19 protein-coding genes and 1 riboswitch are annotated in these 25,706 nt (G+C 32.8%); of the genes, 9 read left to right on the top strand and 10 right to left on the bottom strand.

Translation table 11 applies throughout. The annotated features are described in order from the left end of the window. Nucleotides 1-52 precede the first annotated feature (52 nt). On the top strand, nucleotides 53-304 hold the full coding sequence (locus E5Z56_RS02835; protein WP_138156429.1) for a hypothetical protein: 252 nt from the start codon (nucleotides 53-55) through the stop codon (nucleotides 302-304). A gap of 75 nt (nucleotides 305-379) precedes the next feature. On the opposite strand, the gene E5Z56_RS02830 is transcribed toward E5Z56_RS02835, so the two are convergent. From E5Z56_RS02830 to E5Z56_RS02820, 3 genes are all read right to left on the bottom strand, one after another. Then, on the bottom strand, nucleotides 380-1,141 hold the full coding sequence (locus tag E5Z56_RS02830; protein WP_138156428.1) for a zinc ribbon domain-containing protein: 762 nt from the start codon (nucleotides 1,139-1,141) through the stop codon (nucleotides 380-382). Between the two features lie 1,068 nt (nucleotides 1,142-2,209). Further along, nucleotides 2,210-5,896, bottom strand: a complete 3,687-nt coding sequence (locus tag E5Z56_RS02825) for a S8 family serine peptidase (RefSeq protein WP_138156427.1) — start codon at nucleotides 5,894-5,896, stop codon at nucleotides 2,210-2,212. A gap of 207 nt (nucleotides 5,897-6,103) precedes the next feature. Then, a complete protein-coding gene (locus E5Z56_RS02820) occupies nucleotides 6,104-7,264 on the bottom strand; it encodes an FprA family A-type flavoprotein (RefSeq protein WP_138156426.1) in 1,161 nt (386 codons plus the stop codon). A gap of 288 nt (nucleotides 7,265-7,552) precedes the next feature. Between E5Z56_RS02820 and E5Z56_RS02815 the strand changes: the two genes are divergently transcribed. The 4 genes from E5Z56_RS02815 to metK all read left to right on the top strand — a co-directional run bounded on the left by E5Z56_RS02815 (nucleotide 7,553) and on the right by metK (nucleotide 14,310). Then, a complete protein-coding gene (locus E5Z56_RS02815; protein ID WP_175405358.1) occupies nucleotides 7,553-9,838 on the top strand; it encodes an ABC transporter ATP-binding protein in 2,286 nt (761 codons plus the stop codon). Next, a complete protein-coding gene (locus E5Z56_RS02810) occupies nucleotides 9,838-11,700 on the top strand; it encodes an ABC transporter ATP-binding protein (protein ID WP_408638815.1) in 1,863 nt (620 codons plus the stop codon). The genes E5Z56_RS02815 and E5Z56_RS02810 overlap by 1 nt, the downstream gene beginning before the upstream one ends. Nucleotides 11,701-11,833: 133 nt before the next feature. After that, nucleotides 11,834-12,895, top strand: coding sequence for a hypothetical protein (locus E5Z56_RS02805; RefSeq protein WP_138156425.1), 1,062 nt, complete (start codon nucleotides 11,834-11,836; stop codon nucleotides 12,893-12,895). Between the two features lie 73 nt (nucleotides 12,896-12,968). Then, nucleotides 12,969-13,064, top strand: a riboswitch (SAM riboswitch). 64 nt (nucleotides 13,065-13,128) lie between these two features. Next, entirely contained in the window at nucleotides 13,129-14,310 is a 1,182-nt protein-coding gene (metK, locus tag E5Z56_RS02800; RefSeq protein ID WP_138156424.1) for a methionine adenosyltransferase, read from the top strand. Between the two features lie 122 nt (nucleotides 14,311-14,432). Here the strand turns inward: metK and trhA are convergent, their stop codons facing one another. Continuing rightward, nucleotides 14,433-15,080, bottom strand: coding sequence for a PAQR family membrane homeostasis protein TrhA (gene trhA, locus E5Z56_RS02795; RefSeq protein WP_138156423.1), 648 nt, complete (start codon nucleotides 15,078-15,080; stop codon nucleotides 14,433-14,435). Nucleotides 15,081-16,353: 1,273 nt separating this feature from the next. Here trhA and E5Z56_RS02790 point away from each other — a divergent pair. The 3 genes from E5Z56_RS02790 to E5Z56_RS02780 are packed head-to-tail and all read left to right on the top strand — an operon-like array spanning nucleotide 16,354 to nucleotide 18,554. Further along, complete coding sequence (locus E5Z56_RS02790; protein ID WP_138156422.1) at nucleotides 16,354-17,121, top strand: transporter substrate-binding domain-containing protein; 768 nt, start codon at nucleotides 16,354-16,356, stop codon at nucleotides 17,119-17,121. Nucleotides 17,122-17,142: 21 nt separating this feature from the next. Further along, nucleotides 17,143-17,793, top strand: coding sequence for an amino acid ABC transporter permease (locus tag E5Z56_RS02785; RefSeq protein ID WP_022505840.1), 651 nt, complete (start codon nucleotides 17,143-17,145; stop codon nucleotides 17,791-17,793). A gap of 2 nt (nucleotides 17,794-17,795) precedes the next feature. Beyond that, nucleotides 17,796-18,554, top strand: a complete 759-nt coding sequence (locus tag E5Z56_RS02780) for an amino acid ABC transporter ATP-binding protein (RefSeq protein ID WP_138156421.1) — start codon at nucleotides 17,796-17,798, stop codon at nucleotides 18,552-18,554. A gap of 837 nt (nucleotides 18,555-19,391) precedes the next feature. Here E5Z56_RS02780 and E5Z56_RS02775 read toward each other — a convergent pair. The 6 genes from E5Z56_RS02775 to E5Z56_RS02750 all read right to left on the bottom strand — a co-directional run bounded on the left by E5Z56_RS02775 (nucleotide 19,392) and on the right by E5Z56_RS02750 (nucleotide 23,179). Beyond that, nucleotides 19,392-20,261: an ABC transporter permease gene (locus E5Z56_RS02775; protein ID WP_138156420.1), complete on the bottom strand. Its 870-nt coding sequence runs from the start codon at nucleotides 20,259-20,261 to the stop codon at nucleotides 19,392-19,394. Beyond that, complete coding sequence (locus E5Z56_RS02770; RefSeq protein ID WP_138156419.1) at nucleotides 20,258-21,172, bottom strand: ABC transporter ATP-binding protein; 915 nt, start codon at nucleotides 21,170-21,172, stop codon at nucleotides 20,258-20,260. Before E5Z56_RS02770 ends, E5Z56_RS02775 begins: the two co-directional genes overlap by 4 nt. Beyond that, nucleotides 21,165-21,623 carry a DUF3021 family protein gene (locus E5Z56_RS02765; RefSeq protein WP_175405357.1) on the bottom strand — a complete coding sequence of 153 codons (459 nt, stop codon included), beginning with the start codon at nucleotides 21,621-21,623 and terminating at the stop codon, nucleotides 21,165-21,167. Before E5Z56_RS02765 ends, E5Z56_RS02770 begins: the two co-directional genes overlap by 8 nt. A 10-nt stretch (nucleotides 21,624-21,633) precedes the next feature. Further along, complete coding sequence (locus E5Z56_RS02760; RefSeq protein ID WP_138156417.1) at nucleotides 21,634-22,071, bottom strand: LytTR family DNA-binding domain-containing protein; 438 nt, start codon at nucleotides 22,069-22,071, stop codon at nucleotides 21,634-21,636. A 152-nt stretch (nucleotides 22,072-22,223) separates the two neighbouring features. Further along, a complete protein-coding gene (locus E5Z56_RS02755; protein WP_138156416.1) occupies nucleotides 22,224-22,619 on the bottom strand; it encodes a hypothetical protein in 396 nt (131 codons plus the stop codon). 143 nt (nucleotides 22,620-22,762) lie between these two features. Then, nucleotides 22,763-23,179 (bottom strand): GNAT family N-acetyltransferase, encoded by a 417-nt coding sequence (locus tag E5Z56_RS02750; RefSeq protein WP_175405356.1) that lies wholly within the window; start codon nucleotides 23,177-23,179, stop codon nucleotides 22,763-22,765. A gap of 1,201 nt (nucleotides 23,180-24,380) precedes the next feature. Here E5Z56_RS02750 and E5Z56_RS02745 point away from each other — a divergent pair. Continuing rightward, on the top strand, nucleotides 24,381-25,682 hold the full coding sequence (locus E5Z56_RS02745) for a hypothetical protein (protein ID WP_138156414.1): 1,302 nt from the start codon (nucleotides 24,381-24,383) through the stop codon (nucleotides 25,680-25,682). Nucleotides 25,683-25,706 lie beyond the last annotated feature (24 nt).

The following is a 25,706-nucleotide window of genomic DNA, read 5'->3' as shown; positions in this document are numbered from 1 at the left end:
TTATAGGCAAGTGATGACTTATGTTGTCACTTGCTTTTTTATAGGGAACATTATGAGATTTAAGAATTTTACAAAAAATAACAGAATTGCTTTCTATATTGCTTTTGGGTTATTAGCATTATCAGTTGTTTTCTTTTGTTTGGAATTTGTGCTTGGTGAAGTAGCAATAATTATTGATGCTTTCCTTACATTTACTGCTTGTATAATCATTGCTTTTGTTTTGATTATTGAGTTGGTTAGATATAAGTATGATAAGAAAAATTCCAAAGTAGCAGATAGCTCAAAAGTAGATAACAAAAAATAATATATAAAATTGCCCATAGCTTGTGCTATGGGCTTTTTGTTAGTTGAGATAAATTTATAATTAACAAAACTTAAATTATCTTTTCTTATATAGGACTAATTCAGGATTGATTCCATTTTCCTCATAAGTTGATACAAGGATAAAGTCCATATTTGCTACTATACCAAAACATCTTTCTCCACCAAATTCACACTCCAATTGATTGCAAAAATATGTTTCGTTTTCATTTAAAAATTTTGTGTACTGTCCGTTAGGCAGTCTGTATTCCAAGTTAACTTTGTTGCCTTCAAGTGAATACAATGTATCAACCTTTGGCATACCCTCAATTTTTAATTCATTAATTTCTTCAACAAGTTTTCTTTTGAAATTGCAAAACTCATTTTCACCAAGCTGGGAATATTTTTTCCAATAATTTAATTGAGGTAGTAACCCTTTCATATATTTTCTTACTTCTTCCGGAGAAAATTCTTCATTACTCATATGCTTAACGCATACTTCTATCAACTCATCAATATTGTCGTATCTGTAGTTACCGTCAGCGTAACAGTATTTGCAGTATTCTTCATTAAAATCGCCGTTAATTTCTCTGCTTATTGTTGAGTCCTCAAGTGGCATACCACAACATTGACAAATCAACTTTCTTGGAGAACCCAGTAGGGTGTTGATAGATACATCAAATAAATTTGAAAGTGCTTTTAGTGTTTCTGTATTTGGAATTGTATCACCATTTTCCCACCTAGATACTGCTTGTCTTGTTACATATAATTTCTCAGCCAGTTCATCTTGTGATAAACCTTTCTTTGTCCTTAGTTCAAGTATTATGTCCTTTGTTTCCATATTATTCACCACCTATTTATATTATAATGTAAATCGTTTATTAGTACAAGCAACTCCTTGTTGCCATTATTTTTAATTTTTGTGTTATTGTGAGTTAACTTTGCAAATTGGGGCTTGTGGAGATGTTGTATTATAAAAAAGTGCAAACTATATCCTTGTACAAACTATAAATTAAGTGGTTGTACAATTCATAATATAACCATATTTTGTAGCATAAACAGTACCGATTTTTATATCATATTATGGCTCACAGATGTAGGGGCGAACATCGTTCGCCCGTAAAAAAGTGTGATACCTATGGGATTTTTGCCCTATTTACAGACTATAAATTTATAATATCTACATAAGGCAAAGTACCTATATAAAGGCTAGTTTGTAACGGGACATCAATGATGTCCCCTACACCTGTAACTCATAATTTTTCTTATATTTTATAGTTAGAAATAGAGAAAAGTTTCAGTTAATATGGAATTGTAAATGAATTTACAATTCCAATCACTCCTTCCGTCTTTGCTTACGCAAAGCCACCTCCCTCAGCGAGGGAGGCAAAATAGTCTGTACAAATCTAAAATAATACGCAATTTTTGAAATAATACAGACTTTATTATTTAGTAGAAATTACGGTAAAGACAAAGGCTTCCTCAGACGAGGAAGCTGTCATTCGTGAATTGCAAAGCAATTCACCTTTTAAAGAATGACTGAAGGAGGGAAAAAGCTATTAATTAGTTGAATTAATCGGTTAATATCTAATTAACCTATATTACATAAACATCCCCACAAATCCTAATTTATATTGCTGATTTATCTTAACCCACAATCAAAATTGAAAAGATAAGTTTATTAAACTAACCTTTACCCACAGACAAAATTGAAAAACCCTAATTTATCGAACTGACCTTTACCACAATAAAAATTAAAAAATAAAAATTGTATAGACAAAGGAAAAGGATATGGTTTAGGGGAGTAGACCATATCCTTTTTAAACTTATAAAATTTTAATTATTAATAGTAGTTAAAATAATCTTACAAAGTTACTACTATAAGCAATTATTATATAACTTAACTATCTTATTTAACAGTTACCTTACAAGTTGCAGAGACTTTGCTACCATCTTTAGCAGTAGCTTTGATAATGGCAGTACCTTTCTTCTTAGCAGTTATTTTACCTTTACTGTTAACTGTTGCAACAGACTTTTTATTGCTAGACCAAACAACACTTTTATTTGTAGCAGTCTTTGGGGTAATAGTAGCTGTTAACTGTTTTGTCTTGCCTTTCTTTAGTGTAAGAGTAGTTCTGTTTAGCTTAATCTTAGTAACCATAGAAATATAATATACTCTTACCGAAGTGTCCTTAGTAACAGTAAATGTTGCAGTAGGCTTAGTGTATTTTTTGCCATTAATAAGCATATAGTTAAACTTGAAATTCTTGTTAGGGGATACAGTAATTTTAGCAGTAGTGTTAGGCATATAATATGCACCACCGGTTACCTTGCCACCATTTACATTGGAAGATACTGCAACTTTCTTCATACCTGTTTTTACATTAAATGAGAATGTACATGAAGCATTACCTTCAAAACCTTTACCGTAGAATTTGTTACCTACAATAGTACCCTTTATACCATTTACACTATCTGTATGGAAATAATTATTTAGTGCAGTAAGTGTATCCTTAGTAGGGTTATATACAACAGTATCACCTATATTGTTGAAAAGTCTACCGGTGAACAAAATACCATTGCCAACTAAATCATAACCACAATCATAAAAATTATATGATTTGTTACCAATATAATAAGTAGCAAATTTACTTATTCCTAAATTGATTTTGCTTTCTGTCCAAGTCTTACCGTCAAAAATCAAAGTCTTAGGACAAGTACCTGATTCATTAATACCCAGAGAATAGATTAGCTTGTTGCCATACTGCAATGCCTTACCTCTTGCTCTTTTCTCAGGAAGTGAAGTAACCTTCTGCCATGATGAACCTACCTTTTTGTATACTGCATCAGAAAATTCACCGGTACTATAATCATAACCACCTATTAGATACAATGATTTATTATAAACTGCAATTGCTTGTTCAGCTAAGTCTATACCCTCAACTGTCTGTATAGTATTCTTACAAGTGGAAACATTGTATGTTATAATTGCACTTTTCTTAACATAAAAGTCATCTTCATTTGATTCTAAATTTAGATAATAATCAGCATAAATATATATGTTGCCATTGTAATATACAGGTGATGTTGTTTTAATTTTAGTTTTGCTACCATTAGTTATATCAGCAAAATGGACTTTCATAGCACCTTGGAAACTACCATCTCTGCTAAATCTAATAATACCATCTTTGTCTATTGAATAACGAACTAATGCATTTCTATCATCTACACAATAAAAATACTTACCATCACTGACTATATCGTAATTAAAAATAGATTCTTCTAAACTAATGATACCGTTATTCTTGTACCTAGTACCCTTTAGACTTACTGCTGAATAATATCCATAACCATCTTTTGAATATACCTTTAGGGTACAAATACCGCCATAATAATTATTATCTTCAATAGTTATTTCAGTAGAATTTTTAACTGTATATTTTACATTTTTGTCATTAACAGTTACTTTTTGAATATTATCAAAATTAACACCTTTGACAACAGATTTGCCATTCTTATTTTCCCAAGAGTTAATTCTAGGAATAACAGAGTTGGTTTTGTCCAGTGACAAGACGCCACTTGACTTTGCTTTACCGTCAACTAAAGTAGTTTGGTGTACAGAATTCTTTACCTTTTCAATTAGCTGTTCAGTTGTTAGGCTACTGTCCTTATCTTTCATAAGCGCAATACTGCCTGCAACATATGGAGTTGCCATAGATGTACCACTGTAAATATCGTACTGACCAAAGTTTTCACTTTCGTTCACAGTACCCTTTGATACACCAAAGTTATCAAGTTTAAGTGAAAAATCATAATTATCTTCATAACTTACTACAATAACAAGTTTTCTTTCACCTGTTACTTTTGCCGGTGTAAGTTTTGGAATTTCAACATGTGACCAAGATCCTGTTCCGTTGAGGTAATAACCTATTTCTTGATTCATTACATCTTTAAAAGTATATTCTTCATCCTTAGCAAATTCAGCAAAATAAATACCATTTTCAGTAAAATAATCTGAATCATCTCCATTAGGAGCTTTTTCAAAACTATACATAAAGCTACCGTAAGTACCCTTATCACCATTTGATGTTACTGTATACGGAATTTCAATAGCATATAAATTGTTATTATCTGTTGTAGAAAAATCAATCTTTAAGCAAGTTTTATCACCTAAACCGTCATCATAGCCTGTATTAGTTTCGGTAATTTTAATACCATCTTTGTTATCACTTAAATCAGAAGTATTTGCATTAAAGTCCTTAGTAATATATTGCTGACATCTTTCATTAAGTTCTTCTTGATTATAAATAGTTGGCAAGAAACAGTCATTGCTTACTGTTGACAAAATATCTGTACCGGGAGCAATTGTATCTACTTTTTCAATGCCATAGTTAGAATAATTAGCAAGTTTACCGTCTTCACCACTGGCACCAACTGATACAATATAATTACTGTCATAACAAGCCGGATATGAATAATAACTAAACGGGTCACCATCTAATTCACTATATTTTTTATTGCTAAATTCTTCATCATAGTCATCATCGTAATCATTAATAGTATTAAAATCATATGCATTGTCTAGGTTAGTGCTTTCATTACCGGAAGCTGCAACAGTAATAGCACCTTCTTTACCAACCTGATTAATAACATCCAGAAGAATTTTGGAGTAATCATAGCTACCCCAAGAATCATTAACTGCAACAACATTAACACCTAGCTTTTGAGCATTATAAATATAGTTATAAGCAGCAATGGCATCATCAGTAGTACCCTGACCTGAATTATCCAAAAACTTTAGTGCCATAATCCTTACATTGTCAGCAACACCGGCTATACCGATTTTGTTATCCCTAGTTGCTCCGATAATACCTGCACAATGAGTACCGTGACCATCACCATCCATAGGTTCACTGTTCTTTACTGTACCTGTAAAGTCAAAGCCATGAACACCTCTAAGTTTGTTTTGGTATGGGTTTACCCACATTTTATCTTTCAAATCTTCATGCTTAAAGTTAACACCGGAATCTATAATAGCAACTACAGGTGTTTTATCACCGGTGGACTTTTTGTTCCACATAGAGGAAGGCTTAATATCTTCACCAACCTTACCGTTATTGATACCTGTGTTTTCCAATGCCCATTGATACTTACTGTACTTATCATCCGTAATGGCTGATGCCTTACAAATATAGTTAGGTTCGGCAATCAGAACATCATCTTCACCTTTTAATTGTTCAATAATTTTTTCTGTACTTAACTTTTTAGAGGAAACTGTGACAACAGATTTACTGCTCTTTCTTTCCTTAAAGTCACTAACCTTTTCAACCTTAATTGAAGAAGAAACATCCATTATCTTGTTAAGAGAAGCACCTGATGAAATAAGGTTACTGCCCTTCATCATTACAACTGCTTCACCTTCAACATAGGTTTTCTTCTTTTTATCATTTTTGTTTGGATAGATAAGTGTTTGTTTGGTTTTGTTTTTAACATTGCTTTCTTGATTTGTGGAAACTGCACTTGCACCACACACCATACTGCCGGTAACCATCAATGCCGAAAGAAATGTTGCTATAACTTTCTTAAAATTTTTCATACATTATCCTTTCTTGTAAAAACAATTATTAGTTTATAAATATACTTACATATATAATACTTTTCAAAAATCAAAAAGGTTGCAAAATTTTTAAAATAATATAAATTTTTTTAAATAATATTATAAAAACTATTAAAAATATTATAAAGATTATAGAAAAATAGCCTCTGTAAAATTACAGAGGCTAATAATAATTGATTTTGAAAATTATGCCAAGATTTCGTCAGCAAGTTTTTCCATTTCTTTATAAGTATCTTCTGTTGCTCTGGACTTAATTGTAACTACTGTATCACAGATAGTAACATTCTTCATTTCTTCCAGGTAACCCTTCATAGTTCTTGCAGCAGTAGGTGCCCATGAACCGTTTTCTACAATAGCTACCTTTCTGTTCTGATAAGCCTTAATCTTTAGATGATGTAGGAAATCTGCCATTACAGGGAATACACCTGCATCATATGATGGAGCAGCAACAATTAACTTGCTATATCTAAATGCATCTTCAATAGCCTCTGCCATATCACATCTTGAAAGGTCAGTTACAACAACTTTCTTGTCTGTCTTAGACTTTAGGATTTCTTCCAGCTTACCTACTGCCTCAGTTGTGTTGCCATGAATTGAACAATAAGCAACAAATACACCATCTGTTTCAGCCTGATAAGTTGACCATGTGTTGTATAGATCTAGGTAGTAATCTAGATTTTCTGTTAAAACAGGACCATGAGTAGGACAGATAATCTGAATATCAAGTTTTGATGCTTTCTTTAGTAGTCCTTGTACAGGCACACCATACTTACCTACAATGTTAAAGTAGTATCTTCTAGCCTCACAAGCCCAATCTTCATCAGTATCTAATGCACCGAACTTACCGAATGCATCAGCAGAGAACAGAACCTTATCTGTGCTGTCATATGTAACCATAACTTCAGGCCAATGAACCATTGGTGCAAATACAAAGCTAAGTGTGTGTGTACCAAGTTCAAGAGTATCACCTTCGGCAACAACCTTTGAAGTTGCTTCTAGGTCAAGACCTGTAAACTGCTTTAGGAATAGGAAAGTCTTCTTGTTGCCTACTAAAGTGATTTCAGGATACTTCTTGATACAAGCCTCTACAGAACCGGAATGGTCAGGTTCCATATGGTTTACAATTAGATACTTAGGTGTCTTACCATCAAGAACTTTCTCAACATTTTCAAGCCATTCACCGGTTTTTCTTTTATCAACTGTATCAATAAGTGCAATATTTTCATCCATAATTACATAAGCATTATATGCAATACCGTTAGGAATTATATACTGACTTTCAAACAAATCAAGAGTTTTATCATCACAACCAACATATGTAATATCTTTTGTTACTTCTTTAATCATAATTAATGCCTCTCTTTCTTAATTAAAGATAGAATATCACATTTTATTCATATTTTTATTCTAGTATAGAATTATATATGTTATTTTTCAATAAAATAATTGTTAAGAATAGCCATAACTTAAAATAAATATCAATAAAACAGAAATGATTATTATTTTCGGCATTATGTACAACTAAACGGTTTATTTCTTGTGCAAAATAATGAACATTGAATTTAAAATATACATTGTACATATCCTTAAATAGTGTTAAAATCTATATACTGAACTAAATAAGAGGTGAATATATTGAAGAAGTTACTAAAGCACTTTAAACCTGCAATCATTCCTATTATTTTCGTTGTAATTTTGCTAGTAATTCAGGCTTATTGTGACTTATCATTGCCAACATATATGAGTAATATTGTCAATGTTGGTATTCAGCAGTCCGGTATTGAAACTGTTACACCGGATAAAGCTCCAAAAAGCGAAATGGATAAAATAGAGCTTTTTATGGAAAAAAATGACAAAGACTTTGTAAATTCTCAGTATAAAAGTGAGAAGTACAAAAACAAAGATATTCTTACATTAAAGGAAAATATCAGCGATGAAAACGCCGATAAACTTGCCGATAAGCTAACAAAGCCTATGCTTATCACTTATATGTTAGAAAAAGGTGAGAAAGGCGAACTTTCTTCCGACTCAGTAAGTGGCAAGATTGACAACAAGGACTTCCAAAAGATTATGGAAAAGGGTGTTAAAGAAATGACACCTGAAAACCAAATGAAGTTTATGGAAATCAACAAGAAGTCCCAAAAGGGTGACTCAGTTGATATGTTTGAGATTTTGCCTTTATTCAGCGAAAACACTATGAGTCAAATTACCGATGTAATGAACGACAAGCTAAAGGCATTTGACAAACTTGGGGAAGACACAATCACACAGGTTGTAACACCATATACAGAAAGTCTTATGAAGTCTGCCGGTGTTGATACCGACCAAGTAAGAATGAATTACCTATTTAAAGCAGGTACATTAATGCTTGGTTATGCCGGTGTAATCTTTGTATGTATGATTGCTGTTTCTCTACTTGCATCAATTATCGGTGCTAGATTTTCTAAGGATATTAGAAGTCATGCATATAACCAAATTATCAACTTCTCAGCAAGTGAATCAAACAAATTTAGTAATGCATCCCTAATTACAAGATGTACAAATGATATTCAGCAAATCCAGATGGTTATTGTAATGATGCTAAGAATGATTATCTATGCTCCAATCTTAGGTATCGGTGCATTACTAAAGGTAACTAATATGAGTTCCGGTATGGTATGGGTTATTGCATTAGCAGTTGGTGTTATCCTTGTACTTGTTGCAACACTAATGACAATAGCAATGCCAAAGTTTACTGCACTTCAAAAGTTGGTTGATAAGGTAAACCTAGTATCAAGAGAAATTCTTACAGGTCTACCTGTTATCAGAGCATTTAGCCGTGAAGACCACGAAAATGAAAGATTTGATGATGCAAACAAAACTCTTACAAAGACTAACCTATTTGTCAACAGAGTTATGGCAATTATGATGCCGGCTATGATGTTCATTATGAACGGTACAACAGTACTTATTGTTTGGGTTGGTGCTAATGAAACTAATGCAGGTAATATGCAGGTTGGTGACATTATGGCATATATCCAATATACAATGCAGATTATTATGTCATTCCTAATGATTTGTATGGCAAGTATTATGATTCCGAGAGCATTTGTTTCAGCAAAAAGACTTGGTGAAATTTACGATACAGAAATTACAATCCACAACCCTGAAAACCCTAAGCAGTTTGAAGAAAAGCAAAAGGGTGTTGTTGAATTTAAGGATGTAACTTTTACTTATCCGGGAGCAGAAGAACCTGTACTAAAGGATATTAGCTTTACTGCAAAGCCTGGGGAAACTACTGCTATTATCGGTTCAACAGGTAGTGGTAAGAGTACACTTATCAACCTTATCCCAAGATTTTACGATACAACTAAGGGTTCTGTTACAGTTGACGGTCAAGATATTAAGGATGTTAAATTAACTGATTTAAGAGATAAAATCGGTTATGTACCACAGAAAGGTATGTTATTCTCAGGTACTATTAAGTCCAACATTGCTTTTGCAAATGAAGACCTACCAATGGAAAAAATTGAAAAAGCAGCAGAGATTGCTCACGCAACAGAATTTATCAATGAAAAGCCTAAGAAATATGAAACACACATTAGCCAAGGTGGTACTAATGTTTCCGGTGGTCAAAGACAGAGACTATCAATTGCAAGAGCTATTGCAAATGAACCTGAAGTGCTAATCTTTGACGACAGTTTCTCAGCACTGGACTTTAAGACTGATGTTGCAGTAAGAAAGGCACTTAGCGAAAATATTAAGAATAGCACAATCCTTATTGTTGCTCAAAGAATCAGCACAGTTCTAAATGCTGAACAGATACTTGTACTTGACAACGGTAAAATCGTTGGTAAGGGTACACACAAAGAACTACTGAAAAACTGTCAGGTTTATCGTGACATTGCAGAAAGTCAGTTGTCAAAGGAGGAATTACAGTAATGCCTATGCCTATGGGAGGACCTAGAGGTGGTAGAGGTCCACAAGGAAGAATGATGGGAACAGCTAAAGCAAAAGACTTTAAGGGTTCTATCAAAAGCCTTTTTAAATATATCGGCAACTACAAGTTTGCCATACTCATTGTTGTAATTTTCGCCATTGCAAGTACAGTTTTCAATGTTATAGGACCTAAGATTTTAGGTAATGCAACAACAGAACTTTTCAACGGAATTATGAGTAAGTATTCCGGTGGTTCAGGTATTGATTTCGGTAAAATTGCCGGTATCTTAATCGGACTGCTTTGTATCTATATTACAAGTTCAGTTTGTGGTTTTGTTCAGAACTTCCTAATGAGTACAGTAACTCAGAAGGTTGGTTATAGATTAAGAAGAGATATTTCATACAAAATCAATCTTCTTCCTATGAACTACTTTGACAGACACCAAACAGGTGAAACACTATCTATCATCACAAATGATGTTGATACTCTTTGCACAAGTTTAAACCAGGTTGCAACTCAGGCAGTAACATCAATTTCAACAATTATCGGTGTGCTATATATGATGTTTAGTATTAACTGGATGATGACACTTATTGCCTTAGTTATTCTACCGGTTGCACTAATCTTTATTTCACTTATTTTCAAGATTTCTCAGAAACACTTTAGAAATCAGCAAGATTACCTAGGTCATGTTAACGGTCAAGTTGAAGAAACAATCAGTGGTGTTAACATTGTTCAGGCTTTTAACACAGTTGACAGAAATGTTGAAGAATTTGAAAAGTCCAACAATATGCTTTATAAATCAGCATGGAAGAGCCAGTTCTTCTCAGGTTTAGCAGGTCCTATTATGCAGGTAATCGGTAACTTAGCTTACGGTGCAATTGCAGTGCTTGGTGGCTACCTAGCTATTCAAGGTACAATTACAGTTGGTGACATTCAGTCATTTATTCAGTATGTAAGACAGTTTACAATGCCTATTCAGCAACTTGCTCAAGTAAGTAATATGATTCAGCAAATGACTGCATCAGCTGAAAGAATTTTTGAATTTATCGGTGAAAAGGAAGAGTCACAAGAGGCTGAAAACCATTGCAAAAAGCCTAACGGTGAAAATGTTACTGTTGATGAAATCACAGGTAATGTAACATTCGACCATGTAAAATTCGGTTACAACGAGGACAAAATTATTATTCACGACTTCTCAGCTAAAGTTAAGCAAGGTCAGAAGATTGCTATTGTTGGCCCTACAGGTGCAGGTAAAACAACAATGGTTAAGCTACTGATGAGATTCTATGACCTAAACGGTGGTAGCATCTTAGTTGATGAACACAACATTAATGACTTTGACAGAAGAGAACTAAGAGAACTTTACGGTATGGTTCTTCAAGATACATGGCTATTTAAAGGTTCAATTATGGAGAACATTCGTTACGGTAAGTTGGATGCAAGTGATGAAGATGTTGTAAAAGCTGCAAAGGCTGCTCATGTTGATGACTTTGTTAAGCACCTACCTGATGGCTATAATATGGTTCTAAATGAAGAAGCATCTAATGTTAGCCAAGGTCAAAAGCAGTTATTAACTATTGCAAGAACAATTCTTGCCGACCCTAAGATTCTTATTCTTGATGAAGCTACTTCTTCAGTTGATACAAGAACAGAGGCATTTATCCAAAAGGCTATGGATAACCTAATGGAAGGCAGAACAAGTTTTGTTATTGCTCACAGACTTTCAACAATCAAGAATGCTGACTTAATCCTATTTATGAAAGATGGGGACATTGTTGAACAAGGTACTCATGAAGAACTACTTGCAAAGGGTGGTTATTATGCAGACCTATACAACAGTCAGTTTGATAAAGTATCTTAAAAATTTATCACTTTAACACAAAGGGAAGTTACAGTTTCTATGTAACTTCCCTAATTTTTTCAAAAAAAGAACACACAATAACAGTTGAAGTAATCACAAAAATGTGATATATTTGATTAAAGGAGTTGATAGTATGGCAAAAAAAGGTACACACGGCTATTTTGAAGATGAAAACAAAGAAACATCTTTTGATGACTTCAAAACTGATATGACTAACATTGATGATGAAGTTGACAAAATCTTAGCCGAACAAAGAAAAGCAAAACAACAGATTGACTTCTTTAGTGATGAACCTATTGATAATAACGAAGATGAATATGTATTTGACAACAGTTCTTCAAGAGAACTAAAGAGCAATAGCCCTAGAAGAAATACATATGCTGAAAATATAGAAACTGAAGAAGTTACACCTGAAACTAAAGAACCACAGGGCAGTTACTCTGCTGATACTAACGATAGTGGTGAAAGCAGAAGTAACAGAAGTTCCGGCAGTTCAGGTAGCAGAAGTTCAAGCAGTAAAAGTTCCAAAGGTTCTAAGGACAAAAAGAAAAAGTCTAAGAAAAAGGACAGAGGACACAGTAGCCACGATAGTCACATTAGTCACGAAAGTCACAGCAGTAACAGAAGAGATAACAGTAAATCAAGTGACAGAAAAGCTGAAAAATCTTCTAAGAAAAGTGACAAAAATAAAGGCCATTCCGAAAAGAAAAAGCATACAGGACTAAAAACATTTGTTGTTATCATTATTATCCTAGGTGCTTTATGTGGTGGTGTTTACGCTTACTTTGGACACATTCCAACTAAGGAAGATATTCAAAACCTACTACCTATGTCAGACAGTGCAGAACCTACTTCTTCCACTTCAATCCACGAAACACTTGTTGCAATTACTGTTTCAGGTGATACAGTAACATATAACGGTGAAGTGCTAAGTAGTGTTGATGAATTAAATAACAGATTGTCAAAGGAAACAGACCCTACAATATCTCTAATCAACAATGATGCAAATGCTTCTACATACAACAAGGTTGTTGAAATTGTTAACAACTACGGTGGTAACTTTGAAACAATGGATGATGACAACACAAACCCATCCATTAACACAGAAGAAAACTCTACTGAAGAAAATACTACAGAAAGTGTAGCAGAAAGCACAACAGAACCTACTTCTGAAAGCACTTCTTCAGCAGAATAACTGACAATTTATTCCGACAGTTGACATTATATTTACTATGTGTTACACTATGAAGGTAGAAAAATTAAATATTTTCTTATCAAGAGCGACTGAGGGACAGGCCCTATGAAGTCCGGCAACCTGCGAAAAGCAAGGTGCTAATTCCTGCGGTATAACCGAAAGATGAGTATTAAGCCACCGTCTTTCACGGTGGCTTTTTTTGTGGTAAGAAATATAAGAAAAGGAGTATAGATATGGGAAAGTATTTATTTACATCAGAATCAGTTACTGAAGGACATCCTGACAAAGTTTGTGACCAGATTAGTGACGCAATTCTTGATGCAATTTTTGAACAAGACAATATGGCTCATGTAGCTTGTGAAACAACAGCAGTTGCCGGTATCGTAAACATTATGGGCGAAATCAGTACAACTGCTAAAGTTGATTATGAAGCAGTTACAAGAAATGTAATTAATGAAATCGGTTATGACAGAGATGAACTTCTATTTAACGGTCATAACTGCAAAATCAACAATATGATTACAACACAGTCACCTGACATTGCAATGGGTGTTAACGAAAGTTACGAACTAAAAGACGGTGAAGAAGACAAGTACAATCAGTTTGGTGCAGGTGACCAGGGTATGATGTTTGGTTATGCTTGTGACGAAACAGAAGAACTAATGCCACTAACTATTTCACTATCTCACAAACTGGCTAAGAAGTTAACTGAGGTTAGAAAGAACGGTACACTAAAGTATCTTCGTCCTGACGGCAAAACTCAGGTTACTGCTCTTTATGAAGATGGCAAGGTTGTTAGCATTGACACAGTTGTTATCTCTACTCAACATGATGAAGATGTTACACTTGAACAGATTAGAAATGATTTAATCAAGTATGTTATCAAGCCAATTATCCCTGAAAACCTACTAACAGATGACACAAGAATTCTTGTAAACCCAACAGGCAGATTTGTTATCGGTGGTCCTGCCGGTGACTCAGGTCTAACAGGCAGAAAGATTATTGTTGACACATACGGTGGTTATGGTCGTCATGGTGGTGGTGCATTCTCAGGTAAAGACCCAACTAAGGTTGACCGTAGTGCTGCTTACTATGCAAGATATATTGCTAAGAACATCGTTGCCTCAGGTATTGCTAGCATATGTGAAGTACAACTTGCTTATGCAATCGGTGTTGCAAAGCCTGTTTCAATTATGGTAGATACTTTCGATACAAGTAAGTATAGTAATAGTGAAATAGCAAATGCTGTTAAGAAGGTATTTGATTGCCGTCCGGCTGCTATTATTGAAGAACTTAACCTTCGTAATACTAAGTTCCTACCTACTGCTGCTTATGGTCATATGGGCAGAACAGACCTTAATGTTAAGTGGGAAGATACCGATAAGGTAGAAGAACTAAAGAAAGCATTAGCATAATTAAATTACTTATAACTTTTAAATTTTTATAATCCTAAGCCAAGGCTACTAAATAGTCTTGGCTTTTCTTATACAAAAAACGGCTGATACAATAAAGTATCAGCCTTAATTTTTCGTTTATATTACATTTTTATAATTGCTATTAAGATTGAGAAGTAGTGAAATGCACTGCCAAGTATAGTGAAAATATGCCATATGGGATGGAAGTATTTCACCTTTTTAATTACATAAAACACAATACCAACAGTATAAATTATACCACCAAGCACAAGAAATAATGCAGAAAGGAAAGGTACTTTTGCAATCAGTGGCTTTATGGCGAAGATAATAACCCAACCTGTAGCAATGTAACAAACAAGAGAAGGAATCTTTGCCTTTTCCATATTAATTGAATTTAGTGTTATGCCGATAATTGATGCAACCCACACAACAGAAAACAGTATCCAACCTGTAACACCACCAAGAATATACAGAGTAATCGGTGTGTATGTACCGGCTATAAGCAAAAATATTGTGTTGTGGTCCATTATCTGAAAAAAATGCTTTACCTTTTCATTTGTAAATGAATGGTACAGTGTACTCATTGTGTAAAGAATTATCAGTGATGCACCGTAAATTGCCGAACTGACAACTGCCAATGCATTTCCGTATATAACCGAAAATACAAGCAAAACAACTGTACCTGCTATGGACAAACAAGCTCCCACACCATGGCTGACAGAAGAAAAAATTTCTTCCCCTAATGTGTATTTCCTTTTGATTTTTCCCATTAATTAATCATCTCTATTCTTTATTTTTGTAGCCAAGATGTTTTACTGTGTTGCTATATTATTCTTTCGCTAAATTGTATTTTTCTAAGTTGTGTTATTATATTTGTTTCTTATAAGCTATATTACTATGTTATTTAGCTAAGTTATAATATTCTGTTTCCTAAATATTATTATCCATTATCTTCTCAGTTTTATCAATATGTATCCCTATGCAATTTATCCCTTTTAGCTATATTGTTATGCATATTTAGCATTATAAACTCTTTATCTTTATCTATGTAACTAAACCGATAATATGTTTTTATATTTTATGGTAAAGGGTTATAAATAATAATACAATTTAGTTTTTCAATTTCAATTGTGGGTTATAATAATTTATCTCTGCGAATTAGGGCTTTCAATTTTGTTTCTGTATTACGATAAATTAGTTTTGCAAATTTGGGTTTGTCTTTTAATTTTTATTGAGTGTAAAGTAAAATTTCTTTTAAATTCAATCGGCTATAAAGAAAAATTTATAGTAAGAATATGCACCTAAAATAATATAAAAACTATGTCTCACAGTTGTAGGGGACATCATTGATGTCCCGTTACAAACTAGCCTCTATATTGGCATTTTGTCCTTTGTAAATAATTGTAATTTTAAATTTCATCATAGGACAAAAATCCCATAGGTATCACACTTTTTTAACGGGCGAACGATGTTCGCCCCTACGACTGTGAGCCATAATATGATATAAAAATTGATACTGCTTATACTACAAAATATCGTTATAATATAAATTGTGTAACCACATAATTTACAGTTCATACAATGACATAGTTTACATTTTTTACAATACTACATCCCCACAAACCCTAATTTATCATTCTCAACTTTACCAACAGACAAAATTGAAAAACCCAAATTTATAAAACCGGTTTTTATTTACAAGAATTAAAAAAACTAATTCAATAGGGTATACAGGCACAATATTCTTTTACAAATAAAACAACATCATAAAAATGAAAGAATTTTCCGTAATTTTTGTATGTGATGTAAAAAAGAAGTGACCTAATTCTTTAAATTTTGCTAAATTACCACTTTACAAGTTTAGCGAAATAAAGTAAAATAGGTAGGTAAGTTTGAAATGAATTTGTAAAGGAAGTATTATTATGAAAAAGTTATTTGCATTTTTAGTTTTAGGCTTAGGTACTTTGTTGGCAATTAATAATAGAAGATATAAGAAAATGGTTTCCAACAATAAAAAATAAAAAAGTAAAAGAGGGTACAACAATGAAAAAAGTATTAGCATTAGTATTATGTGCAGTTATGGCTGTGCTTGTTACTGCTTGTGGCAGTTCAAGCTCTGACTATGAATACATCAAGGATAAGGGTGAATTGGTTGTAGGTATTACAGACTATGCTCCAATGAACTATAAAGACGATAAGGGCAACTGGACAGGTTTTGATACAGAATTTGCTCAGGCTGTCGGTAAGAAAATGGGCGTTAAGGTTAAGTTTATTGAAATCGACTGGGATAACAAGTTTATGGAACTTAACACAAAGTCAATTGACTGTGCTTGGAACGGTATGACAATCACAAATGAAGTTAAGAAGAACACAAGTGTTACTGATGCTTATGCTAAGAATGAACAGGTTGTTGTTATGAAGAAGGATGAACTTAACAAGTACAAGGATGTTAAGTCACTTTCAAAGCTAAAGTTTGCAGTTGAATCAGGTTCTGCAGGTGAAGCTGCTGCTAAGGATAACAACCTAAAGTATACTCCTGTATCAGCACAGAGTGATACACTTCTAGAAGTTAAGTCAGGTTCTGTTGATGCTTGTATTATTGACAGCACAATGGCTGACGCTATGACAGGTAAGGGTACAAGCTATGAAACACTTGGTCACAGCCTATCTCTAACTAAGGAAGAATACGGTGTTGGTTTCCGTAAGAAATCTGATATGACAGAAAAGTTCAATCAGTACATTAAGGACTTAACTAAGGATGGCACACTTGAAAAGCTATCTAAGAAATATAATGTTGCACTTTGTAAGTAATACATAAGGAATGATAAATAAATGAGCGATTTTCTATCTATCACTCTTGACCTATTAAACGGATTTTTGTCTACACTTCAGCTATTTGGATTGACACTTTTATTTTCACTACCACTTGGCTTAATAATCTGTTTTGGCTCAATGAGTAAGTTCAAACCACTAAGGTGGTTGGTTCGTACCTTCGTTTGGATTATCAGAGGTACACCACTACTACTTCAATTAATAATTGTATATTACGGTCCCGGTCTTATCCTAAATACAGGACTGCTACCAAGATTTTCAGCAGCACTACTTGCATTTGTAATTAACTATTCTTGCTACTTCTCAGAAATTTACAGAGGTGGTATTGAGTCAATTTCAAAGGGTCAGTATGAGGCAGGTCAAGTTCTTGGTATGACAAAAACACAAATTTTCTTTAAGATTGTGTTACTACAGGTTATCAAGAGAATTGTGCCACCAATGAGTAACGAAATCATTACTCTTGTAAAGGATACTTCTCTTGCAAGAATTATTGCAGTATATGAAATTATTTGGACTGCACAGGTATATATCAAAACTGATGGTCTAATTTGGCCACTATTCTATACAGGTGCTTTCTACTTGATTTTCTCAGGACTACTTACAATTCTCTTTAACTTTATTGAGAAAAAACTAAGTTACTTCAGGAGTTAACTATGGCTATATTAGAAGTAAAAAATTTAAGAAAAAGTTTTGGTAAAACAGAGGTTCTAAAAGGTATTGACTTTTCACTTGAAAAGGGTGAAGTACTTTCTATTATCGGTTCATCAGGTAGTGGTAAGACAACTTTACTAAGATGCCTTAACTTCCTAGAAACTGCTGAGAATGGTACTATTTCTGTAAATGGTAAAGAAATTTTTGACGGTTCAAAGAACAAAAAATATAAGGAAGATGAAATCAGAAAGAACAGACTGCACTTTGGTCTTGTATTCCAAAACTTTAACCTATTTCCACAGTACAATGTTCTAAAGAATGTTACTCTTGCACCATCACTAATGAAGATTGACACTCCGGAAAACATTGAAAAGCATGGTAGAGAATTAATTGAAACAGTTGGACTAACAGATAGAATAGAGCATTATCCTTGTCAGCTTTCCGGTGGACAACAACAGAGAGTTGCAATTGCCAGAGCATTGGCAATGAATCCTGATATTCTTTGTTTTGATGAACCAACATCAGCACTTGACCCTGAACTTACCGGTGAAGTGCTAAAGGTTATTCAAGGTCTTAAAAGTACAGACAACACAATGATTGTTGTTACTCACGAAATGAGCTTTGCAAAGAATATTTCCGATAAGGTTATCTTTATGGCTGACGGTGTTATTGAAGAATTCGGTACACCTGAAGAAGTATTTGATAATCCTAAGTCAGAGAAAACTAAAGCATTCCTTAATAAATCCCTTGAGGGCATTTAAATCTTAGTTTTTTAATGAAACATAAAATTACACCCACCGTTTTGGTGGGTGTTTTTGCGTTTGTTTTTTTAATTCTTATTGTGCGTAAAGGTTAGTTAAATAAATTTAGTTTTTTCAATTTTGATTATGCTAATCTAAAAACAATTCAACAAATTTGGGTTTGTGGGGATGATTATGTAATATAGGTTAATTACATAGTAATCGAATAATTCATCTAATTTATAGTTTTTTCCCTCCTTCAGTCGATTTATAAAAGGTAAATTGCCGTACCGTCAATTTACAATCGACAGCTTCCTCGTCTGAGGAAGCCAAACATAATATGTACAAATTTAAAAAATGTACATACCTTGTAGCCTCCCTCGCTGAGGGAGGTGGCTTTGCGTATGCAAAGACGGAAGGAGTGATTGATATTTTAAACTTGTTTAAAATATCATCATAGCTGAAACTTTCCTCTATTTCTAACTATAAAATATAAGAAAAATTATGAGTTACAGGTGTAGGGGACATCATTGATGTCCCGTTACAAACTAACCTTTATATAGGTACTTTGCCCTATATGGTAAGTTATAATTTTTAGTTTCTACATAGGACTAAGTTACATAAAACATTTTACTATTAAACGGGCGAACACTGTTCGCCCCTACAACTGTGAGCCATAATATGATATAAAAATCGGTACTGTTTATGCTACAAAATATTGTTATATTATTAATTGTGCAATCACATAATTTACAGTTTATACAAGCACATAGTTTACATTTTTTATAATACAACATCTCCACAAACCCTAATTTACAGATTAGCACAATTTTATTTGAAAATAGAAAATCAAAAATCTCAAACTGCTTTTTTACGATTAATATTCCAGATTGATAGGGCAGAGAATAGGACTAATGACACAACAAGAACAAGGACACTTACTAAGGTTGTACATTCTGTATCACCGAATTTAAAGATAACACCTAGGATGTTTTTCACTTCCTTTAGGGCAACTGCCTTTGCCTCGGTAGGCATTTTTGATACACCTTTATTAAGTGCATCTTCCATTAAAACTTGACGGAATAAAACTGCACCGTGTGAAGTAGGGAAACACTTAACAATGTACTGTACATATTCAGGTAACTGACCTACAGGCAGATAAATACCGGTTATAAAACCGATTAATGCTGAGGTAATACCGGAAACTGCACTAAAAGTTTTTTCTGTACTTATTAGTGAAACAATGAAAAGTGCCATTGCAGTATTTGAACAAGTGTTAAGTAGGAAAACTCCTATTAACTTTAAAATCATTGTAAATGAAATAACTATAATGTTGTTAACTGCAAGATAAATAATAGCAATAACAAATACAAGTAATGTCATCAGTAAACCGATTATTACTGAGCTGATTATGTAACCAAGAGATAAAGCACTTCTGCTGATTGGTGCACAGTAAAAATCTTTGAAAATCTTTTTCTCTTTGTCTTGTATCATTGTAGAGAATGCACCCATTGTTGTGGTTAGTGATGTAATAGCAAGTAACCCAGCCATTATCCAGCCACTCATTATGTTTTCAGCTTTGTAAAATTCTTTTAGACCATCTGTAAATGTATCTCCTAAGAAAAGAATGTACAATCCTATAACAATCAGTACACCAAGTAAAGAGAAAAATACTGCACCTTTGTCTTTGAAATATAACTTTAAATTTCTAATTACTAAACCTTTCATTTTCTAATCTCCTTACCTGTAATTCCAATAAAGGCATCATCCATTGTACCTTTGATAACTTCAAAACTTTCTATGTTATCCCTAACCAAATCAATAATAGGCAAAGCATCTTCTGTTTTATCTATATCAACAGTATATACATCAGCAATTACCGTAAAGTCAATGTTGTTGTATTTTAAAGTTTTAACTATTTTTTCTTTGTCTTTAGGTGTAATGTGCAAGTAGTTCTTTGCATATTTTTCTTTTAATGTAGCCGGTGTGCCTTTTGCTACAATTTCACCACTGTCAATTACTATAACATAGTCTGCATCAGTAACTTCTTCCATATAGTGGGTAGTTAAGAAAACTGTCATATTGTTTTCTTTCTGTAACTTGGTAATCATCTGCCAAACATTTTGCCTAGATTGTGGGTCAAGACCTGTTGTAGGTTCATCAAGAAATAGAATTTTTGGAGTGTTAACCAATGCCCTTGCAATGTCAGCTCTTCTTCTTTGACCACCTGAAAGTTTACCGTAAGGTCGTTTCATTAAGTCGGTAATACCAACAGTTTCACAAACTTTCTTTACTGCATTTTTCAGTTCATTTCCCTTTAGTCCGTAAAAACTGCCTCTGATTGAAATGTTCTCACCAACTGTTAGTATAGGGTCAAGGAAATTATCTTGAAACACAATGCCGATTTCTTTACGAATAGCATTGTCACCTTTGCCGACTTCTTTACCGTCAACAGTAATACTGCCACTGTCAGGTTTTAGTGCAGTACAAATCATATCAATAGTTGTGCTTTTACCTGCACCGTTAGGTCCAAGTAATGCAAAGAGTTTTCCTTCTTCAACATAAAAGTCAATGCCTTTAACTGCCTTAACATCTTTGTAGGATTTCTTCAGATTTTTAATTTCAATAATATTACTCATTGTTTTTCTCCTGCATTTTCTTTAGCTTTTCATTGATTTTGTTACTGTCTTCAACATTTTTGTGAAACATTGTGAAAAACACAATTGTGTATACAATTACAATTACTATGAAAGTATATAGTGACCAAATCGAAAAAATCGGAAACCAGTCAAATACTCCACCACCAAGTCCATATACACAAGAAAGTACAATTGCCATTGATATTAGATGACCTATATATCCATTTTCGTTTATATGCTTTTCCAAAATCATAAACAGAAATGCCATAACAGTTGTAACTGTAAAGTAGCTGAATACCATTGTTCCAAAAGTTTTGAAAAGTCCCTCTACTGTAATTGTTTTTACTGTACTGTCCCAAGTTGCAAAATAATAAACAATGGACAAAACTACAGTCATAATAGTGAAAATTACACAGTCAAGTGTAAAATAATGTTTGATTCTATTTAACATAAGTAACCTCCTAAATATTAAACTTTTTCTTAAAAGCAGAAACATAGTGACGGTTGATTATTATTTTTTCATCACTAAGCATAGTAGCCTCAAACTTACCGTTAATAAAGGGTCTGACACTTTTTAGCTTTGTTATATTGAGAATACAACTTTTACTTACCCTTACAATGGAAGTGTTTTTGAAAGTTTCTTCTATTGTGTATAGCTTTTCTTTACATTCATACACATTGTCTTTTGTATATACATATGACCTTTCGTCAACACTTTCAAAGTAATAAATATCATTTAGCTTTATATTAAAATTACTGTTGTTTTTGAAACATTGAATTGTATTATTAAGTGAATTCAGTGTTTCAATCAGTTTGTTTACTTCTTCGGTTTCTTCGGAATAATTCAGTATAACTTCCGGTTCAGAAAATTTTGGATTTTTAAAAATACTTAACTTCATTTTTTATCTCCTTTCTGTGATTTTACTGTACCATTAATTCTTTTATAATTCAATAAAATCTAGGTAAATTGCATTTTAAGTAGGGTAAAATGCAAAAATGATAATAAAAAAGTAGTGCCATAAAAAATAGCACTACTTAAAATTAATAGTTATTAGCAATTTGTAAAATTCTCCAGTACTGATGTACCGTTAATTTTATAAGTATTGTTGTTGTACTGTAGTAACTTGTCAGAAACAAAAACTAAGTGTACATCAGTATCGTTGTTAGTCTCAATGTCAACTGCATAATTCCAACCACTTAAGTCTTCATTATCAACTTTAGTTAAAGAAATATTTTTCAAATCATTGTAGATTTTATTGATGTTACTTTCTTCAACTGTTGTTGTGTTACCATTAGTACCATTTGTTACTGTAACAGTATAAATCTCGCTTTTCTCAGGAAGTATAATATTCTTTGTGTTGTTAGCATAGTAGAATTCAGCACAAAATGCCACTACACAAAGCAGAATAAACAGACCTGAGGTTTTGATAATTCTTTTCTTCTCCATAAAATCACCTTTTATAAAATTTTCTCTTTCCGTAAATAATTATAAAATAATAATATAAAATGTCAAGTATTTACAATTAAGTAAAAGTTAAATGGAAGTTAAATGAAAATAAAAAAGGAACTGCAAAACAGTTCCCAAAAATACTACACTCTTATTTGATACAATTCCTCGTGACTGTGTTTTCCCGAAACAAAACGGAAACCACATTTCTCATAAAATTTTTCCTTCCCCTTTGAAGAAAAAACACATACCTTAGAATGTTTATCCTTTGAATTGTGTTCCTTAATATAATTCAAAATAAAGTTCATCAAAAAGTTACCGTAACCCTCATGTTGATATTCCGGCTTAATGATAAAATCCTTTAGATAACATACTGTATGAGTATTGCCAACAATCCTTGCCATACCAACAAGCCTGTTGCCCTCATATATAGTAAAGGTGTGGTTTGTGTTAGCAAGTTTTTGCTGAATTTGTGACTTGTAAAGTCCTGACCAATCTACCGATAAATACAGTTCATAAACATTATCTGCTGTTAACTTATCAACAACTACATTCTTCATTTTCCTACCCCATTGTACGAAATTATTTTCTTTTCTCATTTTTAGCAGAACACATTATATACCCCATTTTCTCAATTTTCAAGTGATACTGTATAATGCTATTTTTTAGTTGTAATTGTGTTAATTTTAATATTTTGTTTTTTGGTTTTTTATTATGGTTTTATTTTTTAAATTTTGTCTGTGGGTAAAGGTTGGTTAGATGAATTGGGGTTTGTGGTGATGTTTAAATACTAAAAAGTGTATACTATGTCCTTTCTCTCTTGTATACCAAATTATTGCACAATTCATAATACAACATTATTTTGTAGCATAAACTGTACCGATTTTTATATCATATTATGGCTTACAGATGTAGGGGCGAACAGTGTTCGCCCGTAAAAAAGTGTGATACCTATGGGATTATTGTCCTGTTTACAGACTAAATATTTATAATATCTACATAGGGCATAATACATTTATTTAGGAAAATTTGTTACGGGACATCAATGATGTCCCCTACACCTGTAACTCATAATTTTTCTTATATTTTATAGTTAGAAATAGAGGAAAGTTTCAGCTATGATGATATTTTAAACAAGTTTAAAATATCAATCACTCCTTCCGTCTTTGCATACGCAAAGCCACCTCCCTCAGCGAGGGAGGCTACAAGGTATGTACATTTTTTAAATTTGTACATATTATGTTTGGCTTCCTCAGACGAGGAAGCTGTCGATTGTAAATTGACGGTACGGCAATTTACCTTTTATAAATCGACTGAAGGAGGGAAAAACTATAAATTAGATGAATTATTCGATTACTATGTAATTAACCTATATTACATAATCATCCCCACAAACCCTAATTTATTATTCTAGCCTTTACCCACAATCAAAATTGAAAAACTAAAAATAAAAATTGAAAATTTTGCAACCTTTTGTTGAGTTGAAAAGTATTATATATAGAAGACCTAATAGAAGGTCAGCACAAAGCATAGAATAAGTAAGATAATTTTATTGAAATATTTATGTGAAATAATTAAATAAAAATACTTATAGATATGCAAATAAATTAGCGTACAAGAGATAATAATCGTTCTCATACCCTTTCTTGAAATCCTCTCCGTAATGGGGAGGATTTCTTATAACCATAGAGAAATAATCTTAAATTTTATAATTAATGGGATAAAATAAAGTATAATGCTTTTATTGACTAATGCAGAAATATGTTATATATTGTAAACAGAATTATGGAAGTAGGTTTAGGTATGGAAGAAAATAAAACTGAAAAGGACTTTTTCACATTTGATGAAGAAAATGTGGAAAAAGTTCCTAAGAAAAAGAAAACTAAAAAGCCTTTCTTTAAGAGACCGGCAGGTATTATTTTAATTGTTGTTTTGGTGCTGATTATTGGTGGTGGTGTTACTTGCTACGCGTTAAGAAACCAAATTCTAAAAGCAATTTTAGGTCCGGTAAATTATTATGTTTACAAAGAAGGTATGAATATTTCTGCTATTGCAAGTGAAGACTTTTCTGTAAAAGGCAACCTTGCTTTAGGTCAGGATTATAAATCTATTCTTTCTTTTACAGGTGCTGATTCTTCCGACATTGCAGTTGATGTTGAAAGGTCAGTTGAAAAGGATAAGCTAAAGGCAGAGTTTAATGTTTTCAACATTATGGATTATGAGTTGCTTATTGACGGTAACTACCTTTCTTCTTCAATTAATGAGGGTGAACCTTATGTTATAAATCTTAAGGAAAAAGCCCCTAAAAAGAAAAGTTCATCAAGTAACAAAAATAATAAAAAGAAAACTACTGCTACAACTACAACCACAATTGCTACTTCAACAACAGTACCTGCTACTGTAAATAAAGAGGATTATGAAGTAGGTAAAATCGAACTTGCAAAGTGGGCATATACATTCTCAAAGGAATGTATCTCAGGTAAAATCGAAGATGGTTTTATTAAGGAAAGTACAGAAGAATTTAAGGGTATGGAATGTGATGTAACTACCTTTACTTTTAACAACAAACTGTTTGCTAATATTCTTTCAAGTGTTGCAGATAAAATAAAAACCGATGAGGAAACTCAGAAGGTTACTAAGTATATTTACTACAATGTGCTAGGTGGTAAAAGTGATAAGTTTGACCCTAAAGCTATTGCTGAAACTTTAGAGAATAACGCAAAGAATCTTGCTAATAAAAAGGACAAGGACATTGTGTATAAGGTTTATTACTATGACAATGAAATTGTAAACAGAGTAAATGACAACACAAATATCGGTACATTTACAAAGGGTGACAAGAAATACCTTTCAATCGGTAACAAAAGCACTCTTTACGGTGAACTGCTCATTAGCGATACTCCTAATGTAAGTGACATTAAGGTGGATAAATCAAAGGCACAGTCAAATGGTGCAGAGTTTAAGGACTCTATAAACGGTATCTTCAAAACCTCAGTTTCATTTGTTCTTCGTTCAGTTTTAGGCGATGATGTAGGTAAGGCAGTTGCTGATTATATAATGTAAACAGTAAATATTTCAATTGAGCAG

Source organism: Ruminococcus bovis (genome assembly GCF_005601135.1).
Lineage (GTDB): Bacteria > Bacillota > Clostridia > Oscillospirales > Acutalibacteraceae > Ruminococcoides > Ruminococcoides bovis.
The sequence above is the reverse complement of the archived record's forward strand: the minus strand, read 5'-3'. Positions and strand labels throughout refer to the sequence as shown.

Excerpts from the sequence above, each read along its gene's own strand:
- E5Z56_RS02745 (WP_138156414.1), top strand. The coding sequence starts at position 24,381 with ATGTTATATATTGTAAACAGAATTATGGAAGTAGGTTTAGGTATGGAA.
- E5Z56_RS02760 (WP_138156417.1), bottom strand. The coding sequence starts at position 22,071 with ATGAAGTTAAGTATTTTTAAAAATCCAAAATTTTCTGAACCGGAAGTT.
- trhA (WP_138156423.1), bottom strand. The coding sequence starts at position 15,080 with ATGGGAAAAATCAAAAGGAAATACACATTAGGGGAAGAAATTTTTTCT.
- E5Z56_RS02830 (WP_138156428.1), bottom strand. The coding sequence starts at position 1,141 with ATGGAAACAAAGGACATAATACTTGAACTAAGGACAAAGAAAGGTTTA.
- E5Z56_RS02775 (WP_138156420.1), bottom strand. The coding sequence starts at position 20,261 with ATGAAAGGTTTAGTAATTAGAAATTTAAAGTTATATTTCAAAGACAAA.
- E5Z56_RS02820 (WP_138156426.1), bottom strand. The coding sequence starts at position 7,264 with ATGATTAAAGAAGTAACAAAAGATATTACATATGTTGGTTGTGATGAT.
- E5Z56_RS02755 (WP_138156416.1), bottom strand. The coding sequence starts at position 22,619 with ATGGAGAAGAAAAGAATTATCAAAACCTCAGGTCTGTTTATTCTGCTT.
- E5Z56_RS02785 (WP_022505840.1), top strand. The coding sequence starts at position 17,143 with ATGAGCGATTTTCTATCTATCACTCTTGACCTATTAAACGGATTTTTG.
- E5Z56_RS02825 (WP_138156427.1), bottom strand. The coding sequence starts at position 5,896 with ATGAAAAATTTTAAGAAAGTTATAGCAACATTTCTTTCGGCATTGATG.
- E5Z56_RS02810 (WP_408638815.1), top strand. The coding sequence starts at position 9,838 with ATGCCTATGCCTATGGGAGGACCTAGAGGTGGTAGAGGTCCACAAGGA.
- E5Z56_RS02805 (WP_138156425.1), top strand. The coding sequence starts at position 11,834 with ATGGCAAAAAAAGGTACACACGGCTATTTTGAAGATGAAAACAAAGAA.
- metK (WP_138156424.1), top strand. The coding sequence starts at position 13,129 with ATGGGAAAGTATTTATTTACATCAGAATCAGTTACTGAAGGACATCCT.
- E5Z56_RS02835 (WP_138156429.1), top strand. The coding sequence starts at position 53 with ATGAGATTTAAGAATTTTACAAAAAATAACAGAATTGCTTTCTATATT.
- E5Z56_RS02780 (WP_138156421.1), top strand. The coding sequence starts at position 17,796 with ATGGCTATATTAGAAGTAAAAAATTTAAGAAAAAGTTTTGGTAAAACA.
- E5Z56_RS02750 (WP_175405356.1), bottom strand. The coding sequence starts at position 23,179 with ATGAAGAATGTAGTTGTTGATAAGTTAACAGCAGATAATGTTTATGAA.
- E5Z56_RS02790 (WP_138156422.1), top strand. The coding sequence starts at position 16,354 with ATGAAAAAAGTATTAGCATTAGTATTATGTGCAGTTATGGCTGTGCTT.
- E5Z56_RS02770 (WP_138156419.1), bottom strand. The coding sequence starts at position 21,172 with ATGAGTAATATTATTGAAATTAAAAATCTGAAGAAATCCTACAAAGAT.
- E5Z56_RS02765 (WP_175405357.1), bottom strand. The coding sequence starts at position 21,623 with ATGTTAAATAGAATCAAACATTATTTTACACTTGACTGTGTAATTTTC.